Raw genomic sequence first — 21913 nt, 5'->3', positions numbered from 1 at the left:
AAAAAAGAAAGGGCTTCCTGCGGGAAGCCCTAATTCTTTCTGCACAATCACTTACGGAATCAGCAGGCTCGATCCCTGGGTCGCCCGGCTCTCCAGCGCTTCATGGGCGCGCTGCGCATCGGCGAGCGCAAACTTCTGGCCCTCAGCCACCTCCACTTTGATTACGCCACTGGCGATCAGCGAGAAGAGCTCATTGCTCGCTTCCTGCAACTCTTCGCGCGTGGTGATGTAACCGTTCAGCGAAGGGCGGGTGGCGTAGAGCGATCCCTTCTGGTTGAGGATGCCCAGATTGACGCCGGTAACTGGCCCGGAGGAGTTGCCGAAGCTGACCATAAGACCGCGGCGGCGCAGGCAATCGAGGGAGGTTTCCCAGGTGTCTTTACCAACGGAATCGTACACCACGCTCACTTTTTTACCGCCGGTCAGCTCTTTCACTCGCTCAACCACGCTCTCTTCGCTGTAGTTGATCACCTGCCAGGCACCTGCCTGCTGAGCGCGCTGCGCTTTTTGCGCCGAGCCAACGGTACCAATCAGTTTCGCGCCGAGCGCTTTTGCCCACTGGCAGGCGATCAGGCCAACGCCGCCCGCCGCAGCGTGAAACAGGAACATCTCATTGGGCTTCACTTCATAGGTTTTGCGCAGCAGATAGAAGACGGTCAGCCCTTTCAGGAAGGAGGCGGCGGCTTGTTCAAAGGAGATGGCGTTGGGCAGGACGGCGACTTTATCGGCAGGCACATTGTGCATGGAGCTGTATGCCCCCAGCCCCGATTGCGCGTAGACCACGCGGTCGCCAACTTTCACATCCGTGACGCCAGAACCCACTTTACTGACCACGCCGGCGGCTTCGGTTCCCAGCCCGCTTGGCAAGCCCGGCGGCGGATAGAGGCCGCTGCGGATGTAGGTGTCAATATAGTTAATGCCGATGGCTTTGTTTTCGACCTGCACCTCATTTTCTGCCGGATCGACGGGCGTAAACTCCACAGCCTTTAAGACTTCAGGGCCGCCGTGCTGTTGAAACTCGATTCTTGTCGCCATGCTTCCTCCTGATCTGTGATAATCTCTCAACCCATTCATTACCCGGATAACTCCATTCACTATGGCAGGAAATAAACCCTTCAACAAACAGACTGAGCCCCGCGACCACAAGCTTGAGGGGATGAAAGTGCCTCCGCATTCGATCGAAGCGGAGCAGTCGGTGTTGGGCGGTTTAATGCTGGATAATGAGCGCTGGGATGACGTCGCCGAGCGCGTGGTCTCCGAGGATTTTTATACTCGCCAGCATCGCCATATCTTTACGGAAATGCACCGCCTGCAGGAGATGGGCAAACCCATCGACCTGATTACCCTCGCCGAATCGCTGGAGCAGCAGGGCCAGCTCGATATTGTCGGCGGCTTCGCTTATCTCGCTGAACTGTCAAAAAATACGCCAAGTGCGGCGAACATCAGCGCTTACGCCGATATCGTGCGTGAACGTGCGGTAGTGCGCGAGATGATCGCGGTAGCGAATGAGATCGCCAACGCTGGTTTCGATCCGCAGGGCCGCAGCAGTGAAGATCTGCTCGATCTGGCCGAGTCCCGCGTGTTTAAAATCGCCGAAAGCCGCGCCAATAAAGATGAAGGGCCGAAGAACATCGCCGATGTGCTCGAGGCGACGGTGGCGCGTATTGAGCTGCTGTTCCAGCAGCCTCATGACGGCGTGACCGGCGTGAACACCGGCTATGACGATCTGAACAAAAAGACCGCCGGTTTGCAGCCGTCGGATCTGATTATTGTCGCGGCGCGTCCCTCAATGGGTAAAACGACATTTGCGATGAACCTCGTCGAAAATGCGGCGATGTTGCAGGATAAACCGGTGCTTATCTTCAGTCTCGAGATGCCCTCCGAACAGATTATGATGCGTTCACTCGCGTCGCTGTCGCGCGTCGATCAGACCCGTATCCGTACCGGTCAGCTCGACGATGAGGATTGGGCGCGCATCTCCGGCACGATGGGCATTCTGCTGGAAAAACGTAATATCTATATCGATGACTCCTCCGGCCTGACGCCGACGGAAGTGCGCTCTCGTGCGCGGCGTATCGCCCGCGAGCATGGCGGCATTGGCCTGATTATGATCGACTACCTCCAGCTGATGCGTGTGCCGTCGCTGTCGGATAACCGTACGCTGGAAATTGCCGAGATCTCCCGCTCGCTGAAAGCGCTGGCGAAAGAGTTGCAGGTGCCGGTGGTGGCGCTGTCGCAGCTTAACCGCTCGCTGGAGCAGCGCGCCGATAAGCGCCCGGTCAACTCCGACCTGCGTGAATCGGGCTCTATCGAACAGGATGCCGACTTAATCATGTTTATCTACCGTGATGAGGTTTATCACGAAAACAGCGACTTAAAAGGCATCGCTGAAATCATTATTGGTAAGCAGCGTAACGGCCCTATCGGCACGGTACGTCTGACATTCAATGGGCAGTGGTCACGCTTCGATAACTATGCCGGGCCACAATACGACGACGAATAACGTTTCGTTACTCTTCGCGCCGCAGGTGCGTTGAACGCGCCTGCACACGAACGATCGACAAAATTGTTTTTGAGGAAAAACATGCAAGCGGCAACCGTAGTAGTTAACCGCCGCGCTCTGCGACACAATCTGCAACGCCTGCGCGAACTGGCTCCCGCCAGCCGACTGGTTGCGGTCGTGAAAGCGAACGCTTATGGACACGGTCTTCTTGAGACCGCGCGAACGCTCCCCGATGCCGATGCTTTCGGCGTCTCCCGTCTTGAAGAGGCCCTGCACCTGCGCGCAGGGGGCATTACTCAACCGATTCTGTTACTCGAAGGCTTCTTTGCCGCCAGTGATTTAACGTTGGTGGCTGAGCATCAGCTGCATACGGTGATCCACAGCGTCGAACAGCTTGAAGCCCTGGAAGCCACCACCCTGAGCGCGCCGGTGGATGTCTGGATGAAGCTCGACACCGGTATGCATCGCCTTGGCGTACACCCTCACGAAGCGGAAGCCTTCTACGCCCGCCTGAGCCAGTGCAAGAATGTGCGCCAGCCGGTGAACATCGTCAGCCACTTTGCCCGCGCTGATGAGCCCGACTGCGGCGCGACCGAGCGCCAGCTCGATCTCTTTACTACCTTTACCGAAGGTAAGCCGGGCATGCGTTCGATTGCCGCTTCGGGCGGCACGCTGCTGTGGCCGCAATCCCACTTCGACTGGGTGCGCCCCGGCATTATCCTCTACGGCGTTTCGCCTCTCGACCATAAACCGTGGGGTAGCGATTTTGGCTTCCAGCCGGTGATGACGCTGACTTCTCAGCTGATTGCCGTGCGCCAGCACGCGGCGGGCGAGCCGGTTGGCTATGGCGGCACCTGGCAGAGCGCGCGCGATACCCGTTTAGGGGTGGTGGCGATGGGCTATGGTGACGGCTACCCGCGCGCGGCACCCTCCGGCACACCGGTGCTGGTCAACGGGCGCGAAGTGCCGATTGTTGGGCGCGTGGCGATGGATATGATTTGCGTCGATCTGGGGCCAGAAGCGCAGGATAAACCCGGCGATCGCGTGGTGCTGTGGGGGGAAGGTTTACCCGTCGAGCGCATCGCGCAGGCAACAAATGTGAGTGCTTACGAACTTATTACACGCCTGACCTCAAGGGCGACCCTTATCTATATCGACTAAAAGGAACGCCCCGTGTCGCCGATGGAAATCGCCGCCTGCCTGGCTTACGCCCTCTCCGTGTGGCTTGCCGCGCGCAACAATGTGCATACGTGGTGGACGGGCATTATCGGCTGCGTGCTCTACGGCTGGGTCTTCTACTCCGTTCAGCTTTACGCGGATGTCACCCTGCAACTCTTCTTTATCGTCAGCAGTATCGCCGGGTGGCTCAACTGGCTGAAGGGCAATCACGGTCAGCAACTGGCGGTGCGCAAAACGCCGCTGCAACATATTGCTTTCCTGCTGGTCGGCGCGCTGATTGTCGCGGGCGGCTATGCCTGGCTGCTGCACCGTTTTACCAACGCCTGGTCGCCATGGCTGGACTCGGCAATTATGGTCTTCAGCATTCTCGCGCAGTTTATGCTGATGGGGCGGCGGCTGGAGAGCTGGTACTTCTGGCTGCTGGTCAACACCATCGCCGTGCCGCTCTATGCCGCGCGCGATCTGTGGCTGACCGCCGGGCTTTACCTGATCTTCTGGTGTAATGCCTGGCACGGGCTTTACCAGTGGCGCAAGGCGCTGGTTAAGCCATGAAACGCTTCGCCAGCGGGCTGATTGTTGGCAAATTCGCGCCGCTGCACTGTGGTCATGAACGGTTAATCAACACCGCGCTGGCGCAGTGCGAACGCCTGTGGCTCATCAGCTACTCCGTGCCAGAACTGCCCGGCTGCGAGCCGGAGAAGCGCGAGCGCTGGCTGCGGGCGCGGTTTCCGCAGTGTGAAATCCTCGTTCTGACACCGGCGCGCGTGGCGGCGCTGGGGTTAGGCCCGTTACCGCATAATGACGCCGATGGCGATCTGCATCGTCACTATGTTGCGGATATCTGTTTGCAGGTATTGCGCTGCCAGCCCGACGCAGTCTTTACGGCGGAGGAGTATGGCGACGGCTTCGCCCGCGTGCTGAGCGAACGGTTTTCCCGCCCGGTGACGCATGTGCGGCTAACGCGCGGGCAGGGTGAGGATGCGCCATCCGGGACGCTGATCCGTAGCGATGTCCACCACTGGCGGCAGATGCTGGCCGCGCCCGTCTATCACGACTTTGTTCAGCGCATCTGCCTGCTGGGCGGCGAATCAACGGGCAAAAGTACCCTCAGCGCCGCGCTGGCAGAGGCGCTGGGAACGGCGTATGTGGCCGAGTATGGTCGCGAGCGCTGGGAGGAGCAGGGCGGCGAGTTGGTGTATGACGATATGTTGGCGATTGCACAAACCCAGGTGCAACGGGAAGAGAGCACGCCTGCGGTGCGCTGGCTGGTATGCGATACCTCACCGCTGACGACGCTCTTTTATACGCTGACAATGTTTGGCGAAGCGCCTGCGGCACTCTATGCGCTGGCGCAGCGGCACTATCAGCTGGTGGTGTTGTGCGAGGATGACTTCCCGTTTGTGCAGGATGGCACCCGCCAGGATGAAACTTTCCGCCAGCGCCAGCAGGCCTGGTATCTCGAACAGTTGACCCAACGCGGCGTGCCGTTTATTCGCGTCAGCGGGTCGGTGGCTGAGCGCATCGCGCAAGTACGCGCAGTGCTGGGCTGTTAATCCTTATTTCGTTTCCGCTTTACTGCCCCCTCGACCTTGTCCGGCTTCCGGTTTATTGTGGTGTTTCGCCCACTGTAAACCTGGAGAATACACGCGTGTTTCAGAAAGTTGACGCCTATGCCGGCGACCCGATCCTCTCATTGATGGAGCGGTTCAAAGAGGATCCCCGCAGCGACAAAGTTAACCTCAGCATCGGGCTCTATTACGACGAAGAGAGCACTATCCCGCGTTTGCAGGCGGTGGCGGAAGCCGAAGCGCGTCTCAACGCGCAGCCGCATGGCGCGTCGCTCTATCTGCCGATGGAAGGGCTTAACAGCTACCGTCACGCCATCGCGCCGCTGCTGTTTGGTGCCGGCCATACGGTGCTGGAGCAGCAGCGTGTCGCCACCATTCAGACGCTCGGCGGCTCTGGCGCGCTGAAAGTCGGCGCAGATTTTCTGAAACGTTACTTCCCCAACTCCGGCGTCTGGGTCAGCGATCCGACATGGGAAAACCATATTGCGATTTTCGAAGGCGCGGGCTTCGAGGTCTCTACCTACCCGTGGTATGACAACGAAACCAACGGCGTGCGTTTCGCGGCATTCCTCGAAAAATTAAACAGCTTGCCTGAGCAGAGCATTGTTCTGCTGCACCCGTGCTGCCATAACCCGACCGGTGCCGACTTAACGCCTGCGCAGTGGGATGAGGTGGTTGAGGTGCTGAAAGCCCGCACGCTGATCCCGTTCCTCGATATCGCCTATCAGGGCTTTGGCGCAGGGATGGAAGAGGATGCCTATGCGATCCGCGCGATTGCCCACGCCGGGCTGCCTGCACTGGTCAGCAACTCCTTCTCAAAAATCTTCTCCCTCTACGGCGAACGTGTCGGCGGGCTCTCGGTGGTGTGTGAAGATGCCGATGCCGCCGGGCGCGTGCTCGGGCAGTTAAAAGCGACAGTGCGCCGCAACTACTCCAGCCCGCCGAATTTCGGCGCGCAGCTGGTGGCGACCGTGCTGAACGATGCCGGGCTGAAGGCGTCATGGCTAGCAGAAGTTGAAGCGATGCGCACCCGCATTAAGGCAATGCGTCAGACGCTGGTTGATGCGCTGAACGCGGCGATGCCGACCGGGGATTTCACCTACCTGCTGAAGCAGCGCGGCATGTTTAGTTATACCGGGCTGAGTGCTGCGCAGGTGGATCGTCTGCGCGAAGAGTTTGGTATTTACCTCGTTTCCAGCGGCCGTATCTGCGTCGCCGGGCTTAACAACCGCAACGTTCACCGCGTGGCGCAGGCCTTCGCGGCAGTGATGTAAGTATTCACTTACTTCTCTTTTCACCCTCTGCGATCGGGCAGAGGGTGACCCACCAATGCTGGCGGATTTCCCAGAAAAAACTTTGTTTCGCCTCGCCCTGCGGTTATGGTCACTCAGGTTTAAGACTATTCACCTCATTTATAAAAACTAAAGCATTAAGAAGCAGGGAAAATTATGCAAAAGTTCAGACACGCGCTCGGCGCGCTCTGCCTGTGGGCCGCCTTTAGCAGCGCGGTGGTTTACGCCTCGGTGCCGACGCCGGTTTCAACGGGCACTAACGTTGCAAAACTCTCTGAGCAGGCGGCGGTACACTGGGTTTCCGTAGCGCAAATCGAAAGCTCGCTGGTTGAACGCCCGCCAATGGCGGTAGGGTTTGATATCGACGATACCGTGCTCTTCTCCAGCCCCGGCTTCTGGCGCGGCAAGAAAACCTGGTCTCCGGATAGCGATGCCTATCTGCACAACCCGGAATTCTGGGAAAAGATGAATAACGGCTGGGATGAGTTCAGCATTCCCAAAGAGGTCGCGCGCCAGTTGATCGCCATGCACGTTAAACGTGGCGATACCATTTTCTTTATCACCGGCCGTAGCCAGACCAAAACCGAGACGGTGAGCAAAACTCTGCAGGATGATTTTCATATTCCCGCTGCCAATATGAACCCGGTGATTTTTGCCGGCGATCAGCCGGGCCAGAACAACAAGGTGCAGTGGCTGAAGGACAAAAAAATCCGCATCTATTACGGCGACTCTGACGGTGACATCACCGCCGCGCGTGAAAGCGAAGCGCGCCCGATCCGCGTGCTGCGCGCCGCGAACTCAACCTACCAACCACTGCCGCAGGCCGGTGCGTTTGGTGAAGAGGTGATTGTCGACTCCGACTATTAATCCAGCGCCCTTTTTTAGAGAAAAAAAGGGCGTCGGGTTTCCCCTTTTGGCCACATGCTGCACACTTACAGAGGTTCATTTTTGATAAGGAGCAGTTTATGTGGCATCAACAGACGCTTACGCTTAGCCAGAAATCGCGCGGCTTTCACCTGATCACTGATGAGGTGCTCGGGCAGATTACTGCGCTTAAGAGCGTGAAAACCGGTTTGTTGCACCTGCTGCTTCAGCACACGTCCGCTTCTCTCACCCTGAATGAAAATTGCGATCCCACGGTGCGCCAGGATATGGAGCGCCACTTTTTACGTGCTGTGCCGGACAATGCGCCCTATGAGCATGATTATGAAGGGCCGGATGATATGCCTGCGCATATCAAATCATCGACGCTTGGCGTGTCGCTGATGCTGCCCGTGCAGAATGGGCGCGTGTTGCTGGGGACATGGCAGGGGATCTGGCTGGGAGAGCATCGCATCCACGGCGGTTCGCGGCGGATTATCGCGACACTACAAGGGGAATAAACGATGACAATTTCGGAGTTACTGCAATATTGCATGGCCAAGCCTGGCGCGGAGCAGAGCGTGCACAGCGACTGGAAAGCGACGCAGATTAAGGTCGCCGACGTGCTGTTTGCGATGGTGAAAGAGATTGAGGATCGCCCGGCGGTCGCGCTGAAAACCAGCCCGGCGCTGGCGGAACTGCTGCGCGATCAGCACAGCGATGTGCGCCCCAGCCGCCATCTGAATAAAGCGCACTGGAGCACGGTCTATCTGGACGGCACTTTGCCAGACTCGCAAATCTACTACCTGGTGGACGCCTCGTATCAGCAGGCGATGGAGCTGGTGCCGGAGGGGATCCGGCAACAGCTCTCCGTCTGACTAGCTGAGCAGCGGTTTCAGGAACCGTGCCGTGTGCGACGCTTCGCATTCGGCAACGGTTTCCGGTGTGCCGGAGACGAGGATCTCGCCGCCGCCGCTGCCGCCTTCTGGCCCCAGGTCGACAATCCAGTCTGCGGTTTTCACCACGTCGAGGTTGTGCTCAATCACCACGATGGTGTTGCCCTGATCGCGCAGCTGATGCAGCACCTCAAGCAGTTGCTGAATATCGGCGAAGTGCAGACCAGTGGTCGGCTCATCAAGAATATAGAGCGTCTGCCCGGTACCGCGTTTCGACAGCTCGCGCGCCAGTTTCACGCGCTGGGCTTCACCACCGGAAAGGGTGGTGGCCGACTGGCCGAGACGAATATAGGTCAGGCCGACATCCATCAGCGTTTGCAGCTTACGCGCCAGCGCCGGAACCGCGTCGAAGAACTCACGCGCTTCTTCAATGGTCATATCCAGCACTTCGTGGATGGTCTTGCCCTTGTATTTAATCTCCAGCGTTTCGCGGTTATAGCGCTTGCCTTTGCACTGGTCGCACGGCACGTAGATATCCGGCAGGAAGTGCATTTCAACTTTGATTACGCCATCGCCCTGGCACGCTTCACAGCGCCCGCCGCGGACGTTAAAGCTGAAGCGACCCGGCGTATAGCCGCGTGAACGGGACTCCGGCACGCCAGCGAAGAGTTCACGCACGGGCGTAAAGACGCCGGTGTAGGTCGCCGGGTTGGAGCGCGGCGTACGGCCAATCGGGCTCTGGTCAATATCGATTACTTTGTCGAAGTGCTCCAGCCCCTGAATATCGCGATAAGGCGCAGGCTCGGCAATCGTCGCGCCGTTAAGCTGGCGCTGGGCGAGCGGGAAGAGCGTATCGTTAATCAGCGTTGACTTGCCGGAGCCGGAAACGCCGGTGATACAGGTAAAGAGGCCAACCGGTAGCGTCAGCGTCACATCCTTCAGGTTGTTGCCGCGTGCGCCACTCAGCTTCAGCACGCGCTGCGGATCGGCTTTCACACGCTCTTTCGGCACTTCAATTTTGCGTTTGCCGCTCATGAACTGGCCGGTCAGCGATTCCGGCACCGCCATGATTGCTTCCAGCGGGCCTTCCGCGACCACCTGGCCGCCGTGCACACCGGCACCAGGGCCGATATCGATCACGTGATCCGCGGCGCGGATAGCATCTTCGTCATGCTCAACCACAATCACCGTGTTACCGAGGTTACGCAGGTGCACAAGGGTGCCAAGCAGACGTTCGTTGTCGCGCTGGTGCAGGCCGATAGAAGGCTCATCCAGCACGTACATGACGCCGACCAGGCCTGCGCCAATCTGGCTTGCCAGACGAATACGCTGCGCTTCACCGCCGGAGAGGGTCTCTGCCGAGCGGGAAAGCGTCAGGTAGTTCAGGCCGACGTTAACGAGAAATTTCAGACGATCGCCAATCTCTTTGAGCACTTTTTCAGCGATTTTTGCACGCTGACCGGAAAGTTTGAGGTTGGTGAAGAAGTCCATCGCATGACCGATGCTCATATCAGAGATGGTCGGCAGCGGCGTATCTTCAACGTAAACATGGCGCGCTTCGCGACGCAGACGCGTCCCTTCGCAGGTGGCGCAAGGGCGGTTGCTGATAAATTTCGCCAGCTCTTCGCGCACCGCGCTCGATTCGGTCTCTTTGTAACGGCGCTCCATATTGTGCAGCACGCCTTCAAACGGATGGCGGCGCACGGAGGTGTCGCCGCGATCGTTCATGTATTTGAACTCAATCGATTCTTTGCCGGAACCTGCCAGAATCACTTTCTGCACGTTGGCGCTGAGGCTTTCCCACGGCGCTTCGACGTCGAATTTGTAGTGCTCAGAGAGCGACTTCAGCATCTGGAAATAGTAGAAGTTACGGCGATCCCAGCCGCGGATAGCGCCGCCAGCCAGCGACAGCTCCGGGTTCTGGATCACGCGGTCAGGGTCAAAATATTGCTGAACGCCAAGACCGTCGCAGGTCGGGCAGGCACCCGCCGGGTTGTTGAACGAGAAGAGACGCGGCTCCAGTTCGCGCATGCTGTAGCCGCAAATCGGGCAGGCGAAGTTCGCCGAGAAGAGCAGCTCTTCGGCTTTAGGATCGTCCATATCGGCAACGATGGCCGTACCGCCCGAAAGCTCCAGCGCGGTTTCAAAAGACTCCGCCAGGCGCTGCGTGAGATCGTCGCGCACTTTGAAGCGGTCAATCACCACTTCAATGGTGTGTTTCTTTTGCAGTTCGAGGCTCGGTGGATCGGAGAGATCGCACACTTCGCCGTCGATACGGGCGCGGATATAGCCCTGGCCTGCCAGGTTTTCGAGGGTTTTGGTGTGCTCGCCTTTACGCTCTTTGATCACCGGTGCCAGCAGCATCAGGCGTTTGCCTTCCGGCTGCGAGAGCACGTTATCCACCATCTGGCTGACGGTTTGCGCCGCCAGCGGCACGCCGTGATCCGGGCAGCGCGGCTCACCAACGCGTGCGTAAAGCAGGCGCAGGTAATCGTGAATTTCGGTTATGGTGCCGACGGTGGAACGCGGGTTATGCGATGTCGACTTCTGTTCAATAGAGATGGCAGGCGAGAGACCTTCAATGTGGTCAACGTCCGGTTTTTCCATCAACGACAGGAACTGGCGGGCATACGCAGAGAGCGATTCGACGTAGCGACGCTGCCCTTCTGCATAGAGCGTATCGAAAGCCAGCGAGGATTTGCCCGAACCCGACAGCCCGGTGACAACAATCAGTTTGTCGCGAGGGATGACGAGGTTGATGTTTTTGAGATTATGGGTGCGCGCGCCCCGAACTTCTATCTTATCCAATCCATTCACCTTTTACCCGGTGGAACACGTAATGCCCGGTGTGTTTGAAGGACAACCGGCGATCACAAACGGCTAATTATGACACAAATTAACCTGAATGAATATACAGTATAGGAATGCAACTTCCGCGTAAGTGTGTAAAATACGCACTTCGCGGACGATGTCTGGAACCTGCTTCGCAGCTATCAAAATGCTACGTGGAAATGGTACACTCGCGCGTTTACACTACTACGAAACGATTTCAGGAGACACGATCATGGCCAGCAGAGGCGTAAACAAGGTTATTCTCGTCGGTAATCTGGGCCAGGACCCGGAAGTACGCTATATGCCGAGTGGTGGCGCAGTTGCCAACATTACGCTGGCTACGTCCGAATCGTGGCGTGACAAGGCGACTGGCGAGATGAAAGAGCAGACCGAGTGGCACCGCGTTGTGCTGTTCGGCAAACTGGCGGAAGTCGCCGGTGAGTATCTGCGTAAAGGCTCTCAGGTCTACATCGAAGGCCAGCTGCGCACCCGCAAATGGACCGATCAGTCCGGCCAGGAAAAGTACACGACCGAAGTGGTGGTGAACGTTGGTGGCACCATGCAGATGCTGGGCGGTCGCCAGGGCGGCGGCGGTGCACCGGCAGGTGGCGGCCAGCAGCAGGGCGGTTGGGGTCAGCCTCAGCAGCCGCAGGGCAACAACAACCAGTTCAGCGGCGGCGCGCAGTCTCGTCCGCAGCAGCAGTCAGCCCCGGCACCGTCTAACAACGAACCGCCGATGGATTTCGACGACGATATCCCGTTCTGATTTAGCGCCTTTCTCTGGCGTCGTAATATGAACGAGAAGACCCCGCTCCGGCGGGGTCTTTTGCTTTACGCTTTCAGCGAAATCGATTCCAGCGCCTGCCACATATGCGCTTTATCCTGCCCGGTTAAGTTGTGCTGCTGCACCGTGCGCATAAACTCCTCTCTATCGGCCTCGGTCAGCTTGCCGCTGGCTTTCAGGCGTTCCGCCACTTTGCGCAGGATACGATCGCTCAGCTCGCTTATCTGTTTTCGCACCTCATTCAGCGGGCGCGGCTGCCAGCTTGTCTCCGGTGTCGCCAGCCAGTCAGCGCGGTAGCGGTACTGAATCGCTTTCGCGGCATCCATTTGCGCCTGAATAAAGGGCTTCACGCTCTCACCGTCCAGCCCCAGCGACTCGGCGTCGATAACGGCGCGCGCCAGCACTTTCTGCTCCTGAGCCAAATCTTCTATGGCCTGGTGCTGCTGTGCCTTAGCGCCTGCGACGTCTTTCATCCATGACAGCCGCTCGTTAATCAGTTTGCCGAGTGAGGCATCGGCCGTGACAGCCGCAGCGGCGGAGAAGCTGAGCGTGGCGAGCATCACCACGGCGGAGTAAAACTTGTAGTCCATAATCACTCTCCGAAGTCGATAGATGGGCGTGTATCTCAAGTTGCAGTGCGCGCTTCCTGTTAAACCACCGTGTCAGGCAAATGAGCCTCTCACATCCTGTGGCGGCGTGATTATATTAAAAAATTGTAATCACGAAATGAAATTACCGTTTCGTTTTATTACACCGTTAACAATGTACGCTGGTGCAAGTACCTGAAATAGCGCACGCTGAAGCGGCCACACTTTTTCGGCAAGCAGGAGGTAAATCGCGATGAAAACCCGGGTCACGCTTATCGTTATCATCACTCTGTTGCTGATGCTTTTTCTCAGCCTTTCACACAGCGATCTGGCAATGGAAATCCGCACTTTCCTGCGCGCACTGCTGCGCGCCATGTTCTGATAAATAAAAAGCGGTACGAAACAGAGCATACGTATATCTGGCACAATAGCTTACTTATCCAGAAAATTCTTTATCACAATAAAATTCGCCAAATAAAGAGCAGAATCTTCCTGTCACTTAAATAATGAAATTATCCTGGTAGCCTTTAATATGATTTTCATTGTTTGTACTTTGCACCCGATATTTATCATTCGATCTGCGTGGATCATATTTAAGGGATTATCATGAAAAGCATATTTAAGATGAATAATGTTTTCGCCTCGCTGGCGCTGGCGGGGATGGTGGGCGTGAGCGGCCCTGTATTCGCTAACACCGATTACGCCGATACCATGCCCTCCATTGAAGGCAAAAAATTATTAGTCGGCTACTGGCACAACTGGGATCAGGGTTTTTCCGGCGATTATGAGCAGGGCTACCCGCTGAAGCTGGCATTAAAAGATACACCGAAAGCCTTTAACGTGGTGATGGCCTCCTTTATGAAGTCATCAGATGGCAAAAGTATGCCGACTTTTATCCCCTACTACGGCACCGATCAAAGCTTCCGCGCGGAAGTGGCTGCGCTGAATGAACGCGGCCAGGCGGTGTTGTTATCCCTTGGCGGCGCGGATGCGCATATTGAGCTGCACGAAGCCAATGGCGATACGCAACATTTTGCCGACGAAATTATCCGACTGGTTGATTTATATGGCTTCGACGGTCTGGATATCGATCTCGAACAGAGCGCGATTAAAAAAGCCGATAACGAAACCGTTATTCCGGCGGCGCTGAAAAAAGTACGTGACCATTATCAGCAGCAGGGTAAACACTTTATTATCAGTATGGCGCCAGAAATTCCCTATCTGACCAAAGCGAATCCGCAGTACCAGAAATACATTAACAGCCTCGAAGGGTATTACGACTTTATCGCACCGCAGTTCTATAACCAGGGCGCGTTTGGGATTGGTTTTCAGCCAGACGACACCACGAAAGATGGCTGGTGGGTGAATTACGCGCAGAATGACGACAGCAAAAAATATGAGTTTCTCTACCACTTCAGCAAAGAGATCATTACCGACAAGCACGGCCTCTCTGCGGTAAAAATCCCTTCCAGCAAATTAGTCATCGGCCTGCCGAGTAATGGTGCTGCTGCCGCGACCGGGTTTGTTAAAACCCCGCAGGATGTTTACCGCCTCTTCGCCGATATGGAAAAAGAGGGGCTGCCGCTCAGAGGGTTAATGACCTGGTCCATCAACTGGGATGAGGGCGAAAACGTCAATCATGTGCCTTACAACGGGCAGTTCCGCAAAGCCTACACACAGCTGATCCACGATGGCAGCGTGATTGAGACGCCGGAGAAAGACACCACTGCGCCGGGCGTTCCCACCGGGCTGAACGCGCAGGCGACCGCCACCAGCGTGCATCTGACCTGGAAAGCCTCCACCGATAGCGGCTCGGGCGTGGATCACTATGAAGTGTTCCGCAATCAGCAGAAAGTGGCTGATGCCAGCGGTAATACCTATACCGATGACGATCTGACGGCGAACAGTAACTACGCCTACAGCGTAAATGCCATTGATAAGGCGGGGAATAAATCCCTTCTGTCGGCGGTATTAAACGTCATGACAACCGATCACGGTGACGATACGCCGGATCAGCAGAGCTACCCGAAATATGCCGCCGGCCATGCGTATAAAGCCGGAGATATTGTGCTCGGCAGCGACAATCATTTGTATCAGTGCAAACCCTATCCCTACACCGGCTGGTGTGCAGGGCTTGCCAGCGCCTACGCGCCGGGTGCCGGTAGCGCCTGGCAGATGGCCTGGGATAAGGTCGTGAAATAGAGTTGCCTGGAACCGTGCTTCCATGGACGGAGGCACACCCCTGCGCGGTTTTAATCAAATACTCGATCGCAGTTCAGCAAAAGCGCTGCTTGATATTGCCACGGATAGCGGCGGTGATGACGATATCCGCATCGAAGCGGTAAAGATCCTCGGCTTATATCATGGCGAGTATGACGATGCGTTTATTAAAGAGGCGCTGGTTCAGATAATTAATCATGATGCTATTGAAGATGACAGCCTGATTGTCAACTGCATTAATACCCTTGCGTTATTAACTGTGAATGAGAAAGAGATCGCCTTTGCGCTGAGCATTATTCAGGGGGACGCTTACATCCTGTTTAAACATGCTGCGTTCTCACTGATTTGTCAAAATAAACAGCACCCTGCGGCGCTTGAAGCACTGGAGGTTCTGCTCAAAGATAGTGATTTTGGCCGCCATGCAAAGCGGGAGCTAACATAACTCCCTGCTAATGGCAGTGTCTCTAATAAAGTAATTATTGCTTATATTTAAACAGCGCAGTGATATAACTTTATTATCATCTGGTTATATGCCGGAATTAAACCCTACTGTTTATCAAGTTATCAATAAGCTCAATATTTTCTTGATATCTGTATATTTCGCGCGAATTTATTTTTCATAATTTTACATTCAGACTTTTTTTACTAATTTAAATCCACAATAAGATTTTCCTTAGGATTATATTTCCGCCGACAGTGCTAGTAGTAAAAGTTCCCGCATCAAACCAGCCAGATTTTGTTCACCGTCTATAAGGGAGTCGCACTGTGAAAAGGTTAAAACCGTTGCTGGCCCGTTTCTCTTCCCATCGCCACCTTGCGCCAGGATACACTGGCAGGCGTAGTCGTTTTTCTGGTGGCGCTGCCACTCTGCCTGGGCATCGCCCACGCCAGCGGGCTACCGCCCTTTGTTGGCCTGCTAACCGGGATCATCGGCGGGCTACTGGTCACCGCGCTAAGTCCGTCGCGTTTTGCCGTCAGCGGCCCGGCTGCCGGGCTGGTAACCATTGTCGTGGCTTCGGTGGAGTCGCTCGGCTCCTTCTCCGCTTTTCTCTTCGCACTGGTGCTGGCAGGCGTGCTGCAACTGGCGATGGGCCTGCTGCGCGCCGGGCGGTTTATCGGGCTGGTGCCCGGTAGCGTGATTAAGGGGATGCTGGCGGCGATCGGTTTGTTGCTGATTATGCAGCAGATCCCGGTCGCGCTTGGTGAAGTGGAGGAGAGCGGTTTAGGCCAGCTCTTCAGCGGTGACTTTACCGTTTCGCTGACCTCGTTATTCGTCGCGGCTGGCGGCCTGCTCCTGTTATGGGGATGGGACTCGGCGGCAATGAAGCGGATCAAAAGCCTGAGCTGGATCCCCGGACCGCTAGTGGCGGTGCTGCTCGGCAGCGTGATGGTGATTGCCTTGAGCTACTTTGCGCCGCATCTGCTTCCCGCGTTACCTCGCATCACCCTGCCGGAGTTTGGCTCCCTTAACGATCTGATGGCCGAACTGGAGGGGCCGGACTGGAGCGCCTGGCAAAACCCGGCGGTCTACACGGTCGCGATCACGCTGGCGCTGGTGGCCAGCCTCGAAACCCTGCTTAGCCAGGAGGCGCTGAAGAAGCTACGTCCGCAGAACCCGCCGCCGTCGCCGGATAAAGAGCTGGTGGCGCAGGGCGCGGGTAACCTGCTCTCAGGCCTGGTGGGCGCAATGCCGATCACCGCAGTGATTGTGCGCAGTTCGGTCAACGTCAGCAACGGCGCGCAAAGCAAATTCTCGGTGCTGCTGCACGGCGTACTGCTGCTGGTGTGTGGCCTGTGGTTCGGAGAGCTGTTATCGGTGATCCCGCTGGCAAGCCTTGCCGCCGTGCTGCTCTACACTGGCTATAAGCTGGCGACACCGCGCCTCTTTATCGAGCAGTTTCGCGCCGGGTATCAACAGTATGTGCCGTTTCTTACCACCGTCGCGGGGATTATTGTTTTCGGTATGTTGATGGGGATTGCGCTGGGGCTGGCGGTGCAGATGGCGCTTAGCCTCTACCACTGCCATCGCAATGCGTTGCAGCTTGCACGTCGGGGCGATCACTATGTGCTGCGCATTCAGCAGAACCTGACCTTTTTGCATAACCCCCGTCTACAGGCATTACTGGCGAAGATCCCGGAGCGCAGCGTGGTGGTGGTTGAGCATGAGAATGTCGATTACTTCGATCCGGATGTGAAAGCGGTGCTGCGGGAGTTTGCCAAAACCGCGCCGCAGCGCGGAATCGATCTCAACCAGTGGCCTGCCCGCTAAGTAAGTTACTTCCCTGACGGCAGCAGCAGCGGTTGCAGCTGCTGCCACACTGCTGGCGTGGCGGCCCACGCCGTGTTGCCGTTGGTTAAGCCATCATTAGCAAGAAAGTCGTTGTGCCGACCGCCCGCTTCACTGATCAGCACCAGCCCGGCCAGCGCGTCCCAGCTGTGCAGGTGCGCTTCGTAATAGCCGTGCACCAGCCCTGCGGCGACGTGCGCCAGCATCAGCGCACCGGCGCCAAACCGGCGGTGTTCCACGCCCTGATCGAGCAGTTTTTCCAGCGCATCGGTATATTCACGCGGCGCGCGGCGGCTTGAGCGCCCGACGCCGAGCACCACGGCATCCGGCGAGGGTTCTGTCAGGGTCAAGCGGCGATCGTTGAGGAACGCGCCGTGGCCCGCGCGGGCAAAGAAAAACTCTTCGCGATCTGGCGCGTAGATAATGCCAAGCTCGATGCGGTTATCGTGCACCCAGGCGACGGAGATGCACCAGTAATCCATACCAAGAATGAAGTTGGTGGTGCCATCAATCGGGTCGATAACCCATGTTCCCTCGCTGCCCGGCTCCAGCCCGCGCTCTTCGCCAAGCAGGCCGTCCTGCGGGCGCTGTGCCTTCAGCCACTCGCGCAGCTGCGTCTCGACATAAACATCCGCCTGCGAGACAAAATCCTGGCGACCTTTCTGCTCAACGGTCAGCCCTTTATCACGAAGCTGTTTGGCCTCAAGGCCGAGGCGGCGAATCAGCGCGCAGAGCGCGTGGGTAAACTCTTCTGTCATAGATAGCTCTTAGCCAATGCGTGGCGATGTGTGTCGATGAATAAGTTCCACCTTAACCCACTCGACGTGGGAAGGCTGCAACGGATTTTTCGCCCGCTCCAGCAGACGCGTCAGCGCACGGTGGGCGATCTCCGTGGTGTTTTGATGCAGTGTGGTTAACTGGTAGCTGAACTGCCCGCTTTGCGGCGTGTTATCAAAACCGATCAGATGGAAATCGTGCGGTGCCTGTTTGCCGCGCTGGCGCATGCCGTCGAGAAAGCCGCAGGCTAGCTGAGCATTGGCGCAAAAAATGCCATCAGGCAGTTCAGCGTCGTGCGCTAGCGCTGCCTGCCAACCGCCCGCATAACCCTCTTCATGCGCCATGATGATCTGTAGCTGCTGCGCCGTATCGACGCCGCCATCCTCTAAAGCCTGGGAGAAGGCCTCACCCCGGCGGCGTCCCGCCCAGGTTGAGCCGTGAGTATTCAGCCAGCCGAAGCGACGACAGCCCGCGCTAAGCAGCTGTTCTGCTGCCAGCTGCGCTCCGGCGCGGTTATCGGAGCAGACAAAATCGACCAGCGGAATATCGGGGTCGCGGTTGATGCCCACCACCGGGATGTGCAGGTTAACGCACTCATTCACAATCGCCTGCGGCGGCTGGCCGGAGGTGACAATCACCCCCGAGACGCGAAACTGGGTAAAACGGCGCAGCGTAGCAACCAGATCCTGCTCGCCGGAAATCTCGGTGACCAGCGCCTGGTAGCCGCGCCGCTGAATTTCATGCAGCAGCTCCTCCAGCAGGCGGCTGCGAAACGGATCGGCAATACGCGCCACAATCACGCCAATCAGGTGGCTGCGCTGGCGGTTTAAGCCCTGGGCAAGGAAATTGACCTGATAGCCCAGCTCCTGTGCGGCACGCAGTACCCGCTCTTTCGTGGCGGGCGAGATACTGCCGTTGCTGCTCAGCGCCCGCGAGACCACCGCGCGGGAAACGCCAGCCCGTTTCGCCACATCCTCGGCGGTGACCGTCTGTTTAGCCATAATGGGCCGCCTGCTGGGTGAGAAGGTCAAACTGCCTGCCATCCTCGCTAAGAAACAGCCCCGGATAGGACGCGCATGCCTCTGCTAATGCCGCAAGGGCAGCATCGTTGCAGTGGTATAAGCCGAGCGCGGGCAGATGTAATTGCTGATAGAGCGCCAGGCAATCGGGAAAGTCGCCATGGGAGGCGTCGCTGCCTAACGCCGTCAACGAGGCGCACTCCTGGAAGGCGAGGTCAGCATTGTGCATCAGGGCGATACTCTCTGCCGTCGGACGACCATCGCCGCTGTAAAAGAGCGTGCACCCATCAGTTTCAATACGCAGCGCGAGATTGGGAATTTCATGGTGGGTAAAGGCGGTGTGGATCTGCCAACCCTGCCAGTGAAACGCGGCTTCGCTGTCGCGCCACTCAATCGGAAAACCCAGTTCTGCCTGCGGCCAGTTTGCCAGGCTTGCCAGCTGCATCAGTACCGGGCGCTGCTCACGCTGCGACCAGATAATCAGCGGTTTACGCCGTTGAAAGCTTTTCCAGTGATTGAGCAGTGCCGTCAGGCCAGTGCAGTGATCCGGGTGCACGTGGGTAAAGTAGAGGGCGTCAATCTCGTTAATCTCCAGATTTCGCTGCCAGAGCGCGCGCGGAATAGTGGGGCCGCAGTCAATCAACCATTGGCGCTTCTGCCGGTCGATGACCCGAATAGCGGACGTATTTTGCTGCCGCGAAAAGGCGCTCCCGCACCCCAGCACATCTATTTTCATGTCGCCTCGCTAAAAAGCGTTATCACTTAATCAAATTGTCACAAATAGCGGACAAAGTAGGCTCACATCATGTCGCTACAAAGTTGCATTTTTTTTACAAATAAATGAACACGTGTTCATTGCTAAATAAGATGCGCAACAAGGGATCGCCCGTGAGTTATTTGCATATCGATAAACTAAAAATTTCCTATGGCGAGAAAGTGGTGCTGCACGATATTCATTTATCCGTCGAAAAGGGTGAAATGATTGCGCTGCTTGGCCCATCCGGCTGCGGAAAAACGACGCTACTCAATGCATTATGCGGTTTTATCCCCGCGCAATCGGGTACGGTGGCAATTAACGATAGGGATATTACGCACCTCACGCCAGAGCAGCGAAATATCACCATGGTGTTCCAAAGTTATGCGCTTTGGCCTCACTTCACCGTGGCACAAAATATTGGTTATGGCCTCAAAGTGCGGCGCTGGAAAAAAGAGAATATCCAGCAGCGGGTGCGGGAATTATTACGCATCGTCAATCTTGAACCCTATGCCGAGAGTAAAGTCACGGCCCTTTCCGGCGGCCAGCGCCAGCGTGTTGCCCTCGCCCGTGCGCTGGCGATAGAACCGGACGTGCTGGTGCTCGACGAGCCGTTATCAAACCTTGATGCCAAAGTGCGCCTCAATGTGCGCCATGAGATTAAAGCGCTGCAAAAGCGCCTCGGTTTTACCTCGCTGATTGTGACGCATGACCAGCAAGAGGCGCTGGTAATGGCCGATCGCATTGCGGTGCTTAATCAGGGGCGCATTGAGCAGATTGGCACACCGGAGGCGATCTACCACCACCCGGCCACGCCCTTCGTCGCGGATTTTATGGGGGCCGATAACTGCCTGATTGAACAACAGAGCAGCGATAAACGCCTCTATTTCCGCAGTGCAGATGTCCAGCTGCTGCCCGCAACCGCGCAATACGACTTGCCGCAGGGCCTGGTGCTCGAGGGTGTCGTGGAGGAGAGCGCGTTTCTGGGTCATCACTATCGCCACAGCGTGCGCTGCAACGGGCAGATCCTGCTTGCCGACGCCGAGCAGAGCTGGCCTGTGCAAACGCCGGTCAAATTGCATATCCCGGCACCGGCGCTGCATCGCTTTGCGACCACTTTTTAATGCCAACCAACAGGTCTTCTTTTAGGGGAAAAACATGTCCGTAACAACGAAACTGGCGGTTATCGCCGCGCTCGGTCTGGGCGCTGTCGCGCAGGGCGCACAAGCTGAAACGGTGCTCAATGTGGCAACGGCAGGCGATCAGAATATGGTGGATTACGTAAAAACGTGGCTTGGGCCGAAGTTTGAAGCCGCGCATCCTGGGGTAAAAGTGCAGGTTGTCGGCACCGGACCTGGCGATGCCGGGTCGAACAAAATCCTCGAAAAGCTGAGCGCACAGCAGGCGAGTGGGGCGAAAAGCTGGGATATCGACGTTGCCGTTGTGCATCAGGCGGTCGGCGGTCAGCTGGTAGAGAAGGGGTTGCTGGATAAGTATCGCGCAGCCATTAATACCGGTTCGCTGGTCAGCGCCGATAACGCGAAAAATGCGCTGGGCGTCAATGTTGATGGCTATGTGATGCCGATGTTCCTTAGCCAGACGGCGATTGCCTATAACAGCGATCTGGTGAGCACACCGCCGAAATCCTATGACGAGCTGGTGCAGTGGTCGGCGAAAAACCCGAAGGCATTTGGCTATAACGGCATTAAAAACGGCATGTCCGGCGTCAGTTTTGTGGTCGGTTGGATCTACGCCTACGGCACCGATGCCGCGCGCTTGTCGGCGCAACCCTACGATAAAAGCGTTGAAAAGAGTTGGGATCAGGCCTTCGCCAAACTGAAAGCGTTCAACCAGAACGTCACCTTCACACCGGGCAACGCCGGCACACTCGATATGCTGAGCCGGGGCGAGATCGCCATGGGGCCAGTATGGGTCGATATGTTCTACAGCTGGCGGGATCAGGGCAAGCTGCCGCCCTCCATCAAACTGACGTTAATCGCGCCGGGCATGCCGGGCCAGCCGATGTACTACGTGGTACCGGCACATGCCGCACAGGCCAAACTGGCGCAGGAGTTTATCGCGCTGGCGACCAGCCCGGAGGTGCAGGCGCAGGGAATTGTGAAGCAGTTCAACTGGTATCCGGGCATTGACGCGAAATATGTCAAAGAGAAGCTGGACGCGGCGACCTGGCAGAAACTGTTCGCCGAGATCTCACCGAAAACGCTGAGCCGCTACGGTAAAAGCTTCCCCATTAATCAGTACTTTACCGATATCAAAGAGGGCTACGAGCGTCAGGTATCGAACTGATTAACCCCATGCCCGGATCGCCGATCCGGGCGTTTTTGTGACTATTC

21 protein-coding genes are annotated in these 21913 nt (G+C 57.0%); 15 read left to right on the top strand and 6 right to left on the bottom strand.

What is annotated here, in order from left to right:
* Positions 1-51 precede the first annotated feature (51 nt).
* The gene (locus tag BWI95_RS04005) at positions 52-1035 is read right to left on the bottom strand and encodes a quinone oxidoreductase (protein ID WP_076769048.1); all 984 of its coding nucleotides are present in this window, start codon (positions 1033-1035) and stop codon (positions 52-54) included.
* Between the two features lie 61 nt (positions 1036-1096).
* Between BWI95_RS04005 and dnaB the strand changes: the two genes are divergently transcribed.
* The 8 genes from dnaB (at position 1097) to BWI95_RS03965 (ending at position 8281) form a co-directional block, all read left to right on the top strand.
* A complete protein-coding gene (gene dnaB / locus BWI95_RS04000) occupies positions 1097-2503 on the top strand; it encodes a replicative DNA helicase (protein ID WP_023478500.1) in 1407 nt (468 codons plus the stop codon).
* Positions 2504-2584: 81 nt separating this feature from the next.
* Complete coding sequence (alr, locus tag BWI95_RS03995) at positions 2585-3664, top strand: alanine racemase (protein ID WP_054804257.1); 1080 nt, start codon at positions 2585-2587, stop codon at positions 3662-3664.
* A 12-nt stretch (positions 3665-3676) separates the two neighbouring features.
* Positions 3677-4234, top strand: coding sequence for a nicotinamide riboside transporter PnuC (gene pnuC / locus BWI95_RS03990; RefSeq protein WP_181162180.1), 558 nt, complete (start codon positions 3677-3679; stop codon positions 4232-4234).
* Positions 4231-5235 carry an AAA family ATPase gene (locus tag BWI95_RS03985; protein WP_054804258.1) on the top strand — a complete coding sequence of 335 codons (1005 nt, stop codon included), beginning with the start codon at positions 4231-4233 and terminating at the stop codon, positions 5233-5235. The genes pnuC and BWI95_RS03985 overlap by 4 nt, the downstream gene beginning before the upstream one ends.
* Positions 5236-5330: 95 nt before the next feature.
* Positions 5331-6524 carry an aromatic amino acid transaminase gene (gene tyrB, locus BWI95_RS03980; RefSeq protein WP_076769047.1) on the top strand — a complete coding sequence of 398 codons (1194 nt, stop codon included), beginning with the start codon at positions 5331-5333 and terminating at the stop codon, positions 6522-6524.
* Between the two features lie 174 nt (positions 6525-6698).
* A complete protein-coding gene (aphA, locus tag BWI95_RS03975) occupies positions 6699-7409 on the top strand; it encodes an acid phosphatase AphA (RefSeq protein WP_076769046.1) in 711 nt (236 codons plus the stop codon).
* A gap of 98 nt (positions 7410-7507) precedes the next feature.
* Positions 7508-7924, top strand: coding sequence for a secondary thiamine-phosphate synthase enzyme YjbQ (locus BWI95_RS03970; protein WP_023478512.1), 417 nt, complete (start codon positions 7508-7510; stop codon positions 7922-7924).
* Between the two features lie 3 nt (positions 7925-7927).
* Complete coding sequence (locus BWI95_RS03965) at positions 7928-8281, top strand: MmcQ/YjbR family DNA-binding protein (protein WP_054804259.1); 354 nt, start codon at positions 7928-7930, stop codon at positions 8279-8281.
* On the opposite strand, the gene uvrA is transcribed toward BWI95_RS03965, so the two are convergent.
* A complete protein-coding gene (gene uvrA / locus BWI95_RS03960; RefSeq protein WP_042712659.1) occupies positions 8282-11107 on the bottom strand; it encodes an excinuclease ABC subunit UvrA in 2826 nt (941 codons plus the stop codon).
* Positions 11108-11363: 256 nt separating this feature from the next.
* Here uvrA and ssb1 point away from each other — a divergent pair, with 256 nt between their 5' ends.
* The gene (ssb1, locus tag BWI95_RS03955; RefSeq protein WP_054804260.1) at positions 11364-11897 is read left to right on the top strand and encodes a single-stranded DNA-binding protein SSB1; all 534 of its coding nucleotides are present in this window, start codon (positions 11364-11366) and stop codon (positions 11895-11897) included.
* A gap of 65 nt (positions 11898-11962) precedes the next feature.
* On the opposite strand, the gene BWI95_RS03950 is transcribed toward ssb1, so the two are convergent.
* Positions 11963-12505, bottom strand: coding sequence for a chorismate mutase (locus BWI95_RS03950; protein WP_054804264.1), 543 nt, complete (start codon positions 12503-12505; stop codon positions 11963-11965).
* Between the two features lie 250 nt (positions 12506-12755).
* On the opposite strand from BWI95_RS03950, the gene BWI95_RS23875 reads away from it, so the two are divergent.
* The 4 genes from BWI95_RS23875 to BWI95_RS03935 all read left to right on the top strand — a co-directional run bounded on the left by BWI95_RS23875 (position 12756) and on the right by BWI95_RS03935 (position 16991).
* Positions 12756-12884, top strand: coding sequence for a hypothetical protein (locus BWI95_RS23875; protein ID WP_255563494.1), 129 nt, complete (start codon positions 12756-12758; stop codon positions 12882-12884).
* A gap of 224 nt (positions 12885-13108) precedes the next feature.
* A complete protein-coding gene (locus tag BWI95_RS03945) occupies positions 13109-14704 on the top strand; it encodes a glycosyl hydrolase family 18 protein (RefSeq protein WP_076769045.1) in 1596 nt (531 codons plus the stop codon).
* 22 nt (positions 14705-14726) lie between these two features.
* The gene (locus BWI95_RS03940) at positions 14727-15164 is read left to right on the top strand and encodes a hypothetical protein (protein ID WP_054804262.1); all 438 of its coding nucleotides are present in this window, start codon (positions 14727-14729) and stop codon (positions 15162-15164) included.
* 363 nt (positions 15165-15527) lie between these two features.
* Positions 15528-16991: a SulP family inorganic anion transporter gene (locus BWI95_RS03935; RefSeq protein WP_054804265.1), complete on the top strand. Its 1464-nt coding sequence runs from the start codon at positions 15528-15530 to the stop codon at positions 16989-16991.
* A gap of 5 nt (positions 16992-16996) precedes the next feature.
* On the opposite strand, the gene BWI95_RS03930 is transcribed toward BWI95_RS03935, so the two are convergent.
* The 3 genes from BWI95_RS03930 to BWI95_RS03920 are packed head-to-tail and all read right to left on the bottom strand — an operon-like array spanning position 16997 to position 19541.
* Positions 16997-17767, bottom strand: coding sequence for an inositol monophosphatase family protein (locus BWI95_RS03930; RefSeq protein WP_076769044.1), 771 nt, complete (start codon positions 17765-17767; stop codon positions 16997-16999).
* Between the two features lie 9 nt (positions 17768-17776).
* Positions 17777-18787, bottom strand: a complete 1011-nt coding sequence (locus tag BWI95_RS03925) for a LacI family DNA-binding transcriptional regulator (protein WP_054803077.1) — start codon at positions 18785-18787, stop codon at positions 17777-17779.
* Positions 18780-19541 (bottom strand): MBL fold metallo-hydrolase, encoded by a 762-nt coding sequence (locus tag BWI95_RS03920; RefSeq protein WP_054803076.1) that lies wholly within the window; start codon positions 19539-19541, stop codon positions 18780-18782. Before BWI95_RS03920 ends, BWI95_RS03925 begins: the two co-directional genes overlap by 8 nt.
* Before the next feature lie 152 nt (positions 19542-19693).
* On the opposite strand from BWI95_RS03920, the gene BWI95_RS03915 reads away from it, so the two are divergent.
* Both BWI95_RS03915 and BWI95_RS03910 read left to right on the top strand, forming a co-directional pair.
* Positions 19694-20683 (top strand): ABC transporter ATP-binding protein, encoded by a 990-nt coding sequence (locus tag BWI95_RS03915; RefSeq protein ID WP_076769043.1) that lies wholly within the window; start codon positions 19694-19696, stop codon positions 20681-20683.
* A gap of 34 nt (positions 20684-20717) precedes the next feature.
* Positions 20718-21866, top strand: a complete 1149-nt coding sequence (locus BWI95_RS03910; protein WP_076769042.1) for an ABC transporter substrate-binding protein — start codon at positions 20718-20720, stop codon at positions 21864-21866.
* The last annotated feature ends 47 nt before the right edge of the window (positions 21867-21913 follow it).

The organism is Kosakonia cowanii JCM 10956 = DSM 18146, assembly GCF_001975225.1.
GTDB lineage: Bacteria > Pseudomonadota > Gammaproteobacteria > Enterobacterales > Enterobacteriaceae > Kosakonia > Kosakonia cowanii.
Note: the sequence above shows the minus strand (reverse complement) of the source record. Positions and strands in the feature narration are given on the sequence as shown.

Bases quoted from the DNA above. Each gene is read 5' to 3' on its own strand.
- BWI95_RS04005 (WP_076769048.1), bottom strand. From the start codon at position 1,035: ATGGCGACAAGAATCGAGTTTCAACAGCACGGCGGCCCTGAAGTCTTA.
- dnaB (WP_023478500.1), top strand. From the start codon at position 1,097: ATGGCAGGAAATAAACCCTTCAACAAACAGACTGAGCCCCGCGACCAC.
- alr (WP_054804257.1), top strand. From the start codon at position 2,585: ATGCAAGCGGCAACCGTAGTAGTTAACCGCCGCGCTCTGCGACACAAT.
- BWI95_RS03985 (WP_054804258.1), top strand. From the start codon at position 4,231: ATGAAACGCTTCGCCAGCGGGCTGATTGTTGGCAAATTCGCGCCGCTG.
- aphA (WP_076769046.1), top strand. From the start codon at position 6,699: ATGCAAAAGTTCAGACACGCGCTCGGCGCGCTCTGCCTGTGGGCCGCC.
- BWI95_RS03970 (WP_023478512.1), top strand. From the start codon at position 7,508: ATGTGGCATCAACAGACGCTTACGCTTAGCCAGAAATCGCGCGGCTTT.
- BWI95_RS03965 (WP_054804259.1), top strand. From the start codon at position 7,928: ATGACAATTTCGGAGTTACTGCAATATTGCATGGCCAAGCCTGGCGCG.
- ssb1 (WP_054804260.1), top strand. From the start codon at position 11,364: ATGGCCAGCAGAGGCGTAAACAAGGTTATTCTCGTCGGTAATCTGGGC.
- BWI95_RS03950 (WP_054804264.1), bottom strand. From the start codon at position 12,505: ATGGACTACAAGTTTTACTCCGCCGTGGTGATGCTCGCCACGCTCAGC.
- BWI95_RS23875 (WP_255563494.1), top strand. From the start codon at position 12,756: ATGAAAACCCGGGTCACGCTTATCGTTATCATCACTCTGTTGCTGATG.
- BWI95_RS03945 (WP_076769045.1), top strand. From the start codon at position 13,109: ATGAAAAGCATATTTAAGATGAATAATGTTTTCGCCTCGCTGGCGCTG.
- BWI95_RS03940 (WP_054804262.1), top strand. From the start codon at position 14,727: ATGGACGGAGGCACACCCCTGCGCGGTTTTAATCAAATACTCGATCGC.
- BWI95_RS03930 (WP_076769044.1), bottom strand. From the start codon at position 17,767: ATGACAGAAGAGTTTACCCACGCGCTCTGCGCGCTGATTCGCCGCCTC.
- BWI95_RS03925 (WP_054803077.1), bottom strand. From the start codon at position 18,787: ATGGCTAAACAGACGGTCACCGCCGAGGATGTGGCGAAACGGGCTGGC.
- BWI95_RS03920 (WP_054803076.1), bottom strand. From the start codon at position 19,541: ATGAAAATAGATGTGCTGGGGTGCGGGAGCGCCTTTTCGCGGCAGCAA.
- BWI95_RS03910 (WP_076769042.1), top strand. From the start codon at position 20,718: ATGTCCGTAACAACGAAACTGGCGGTTATCGCCGCGCTCGGTCTGGGC.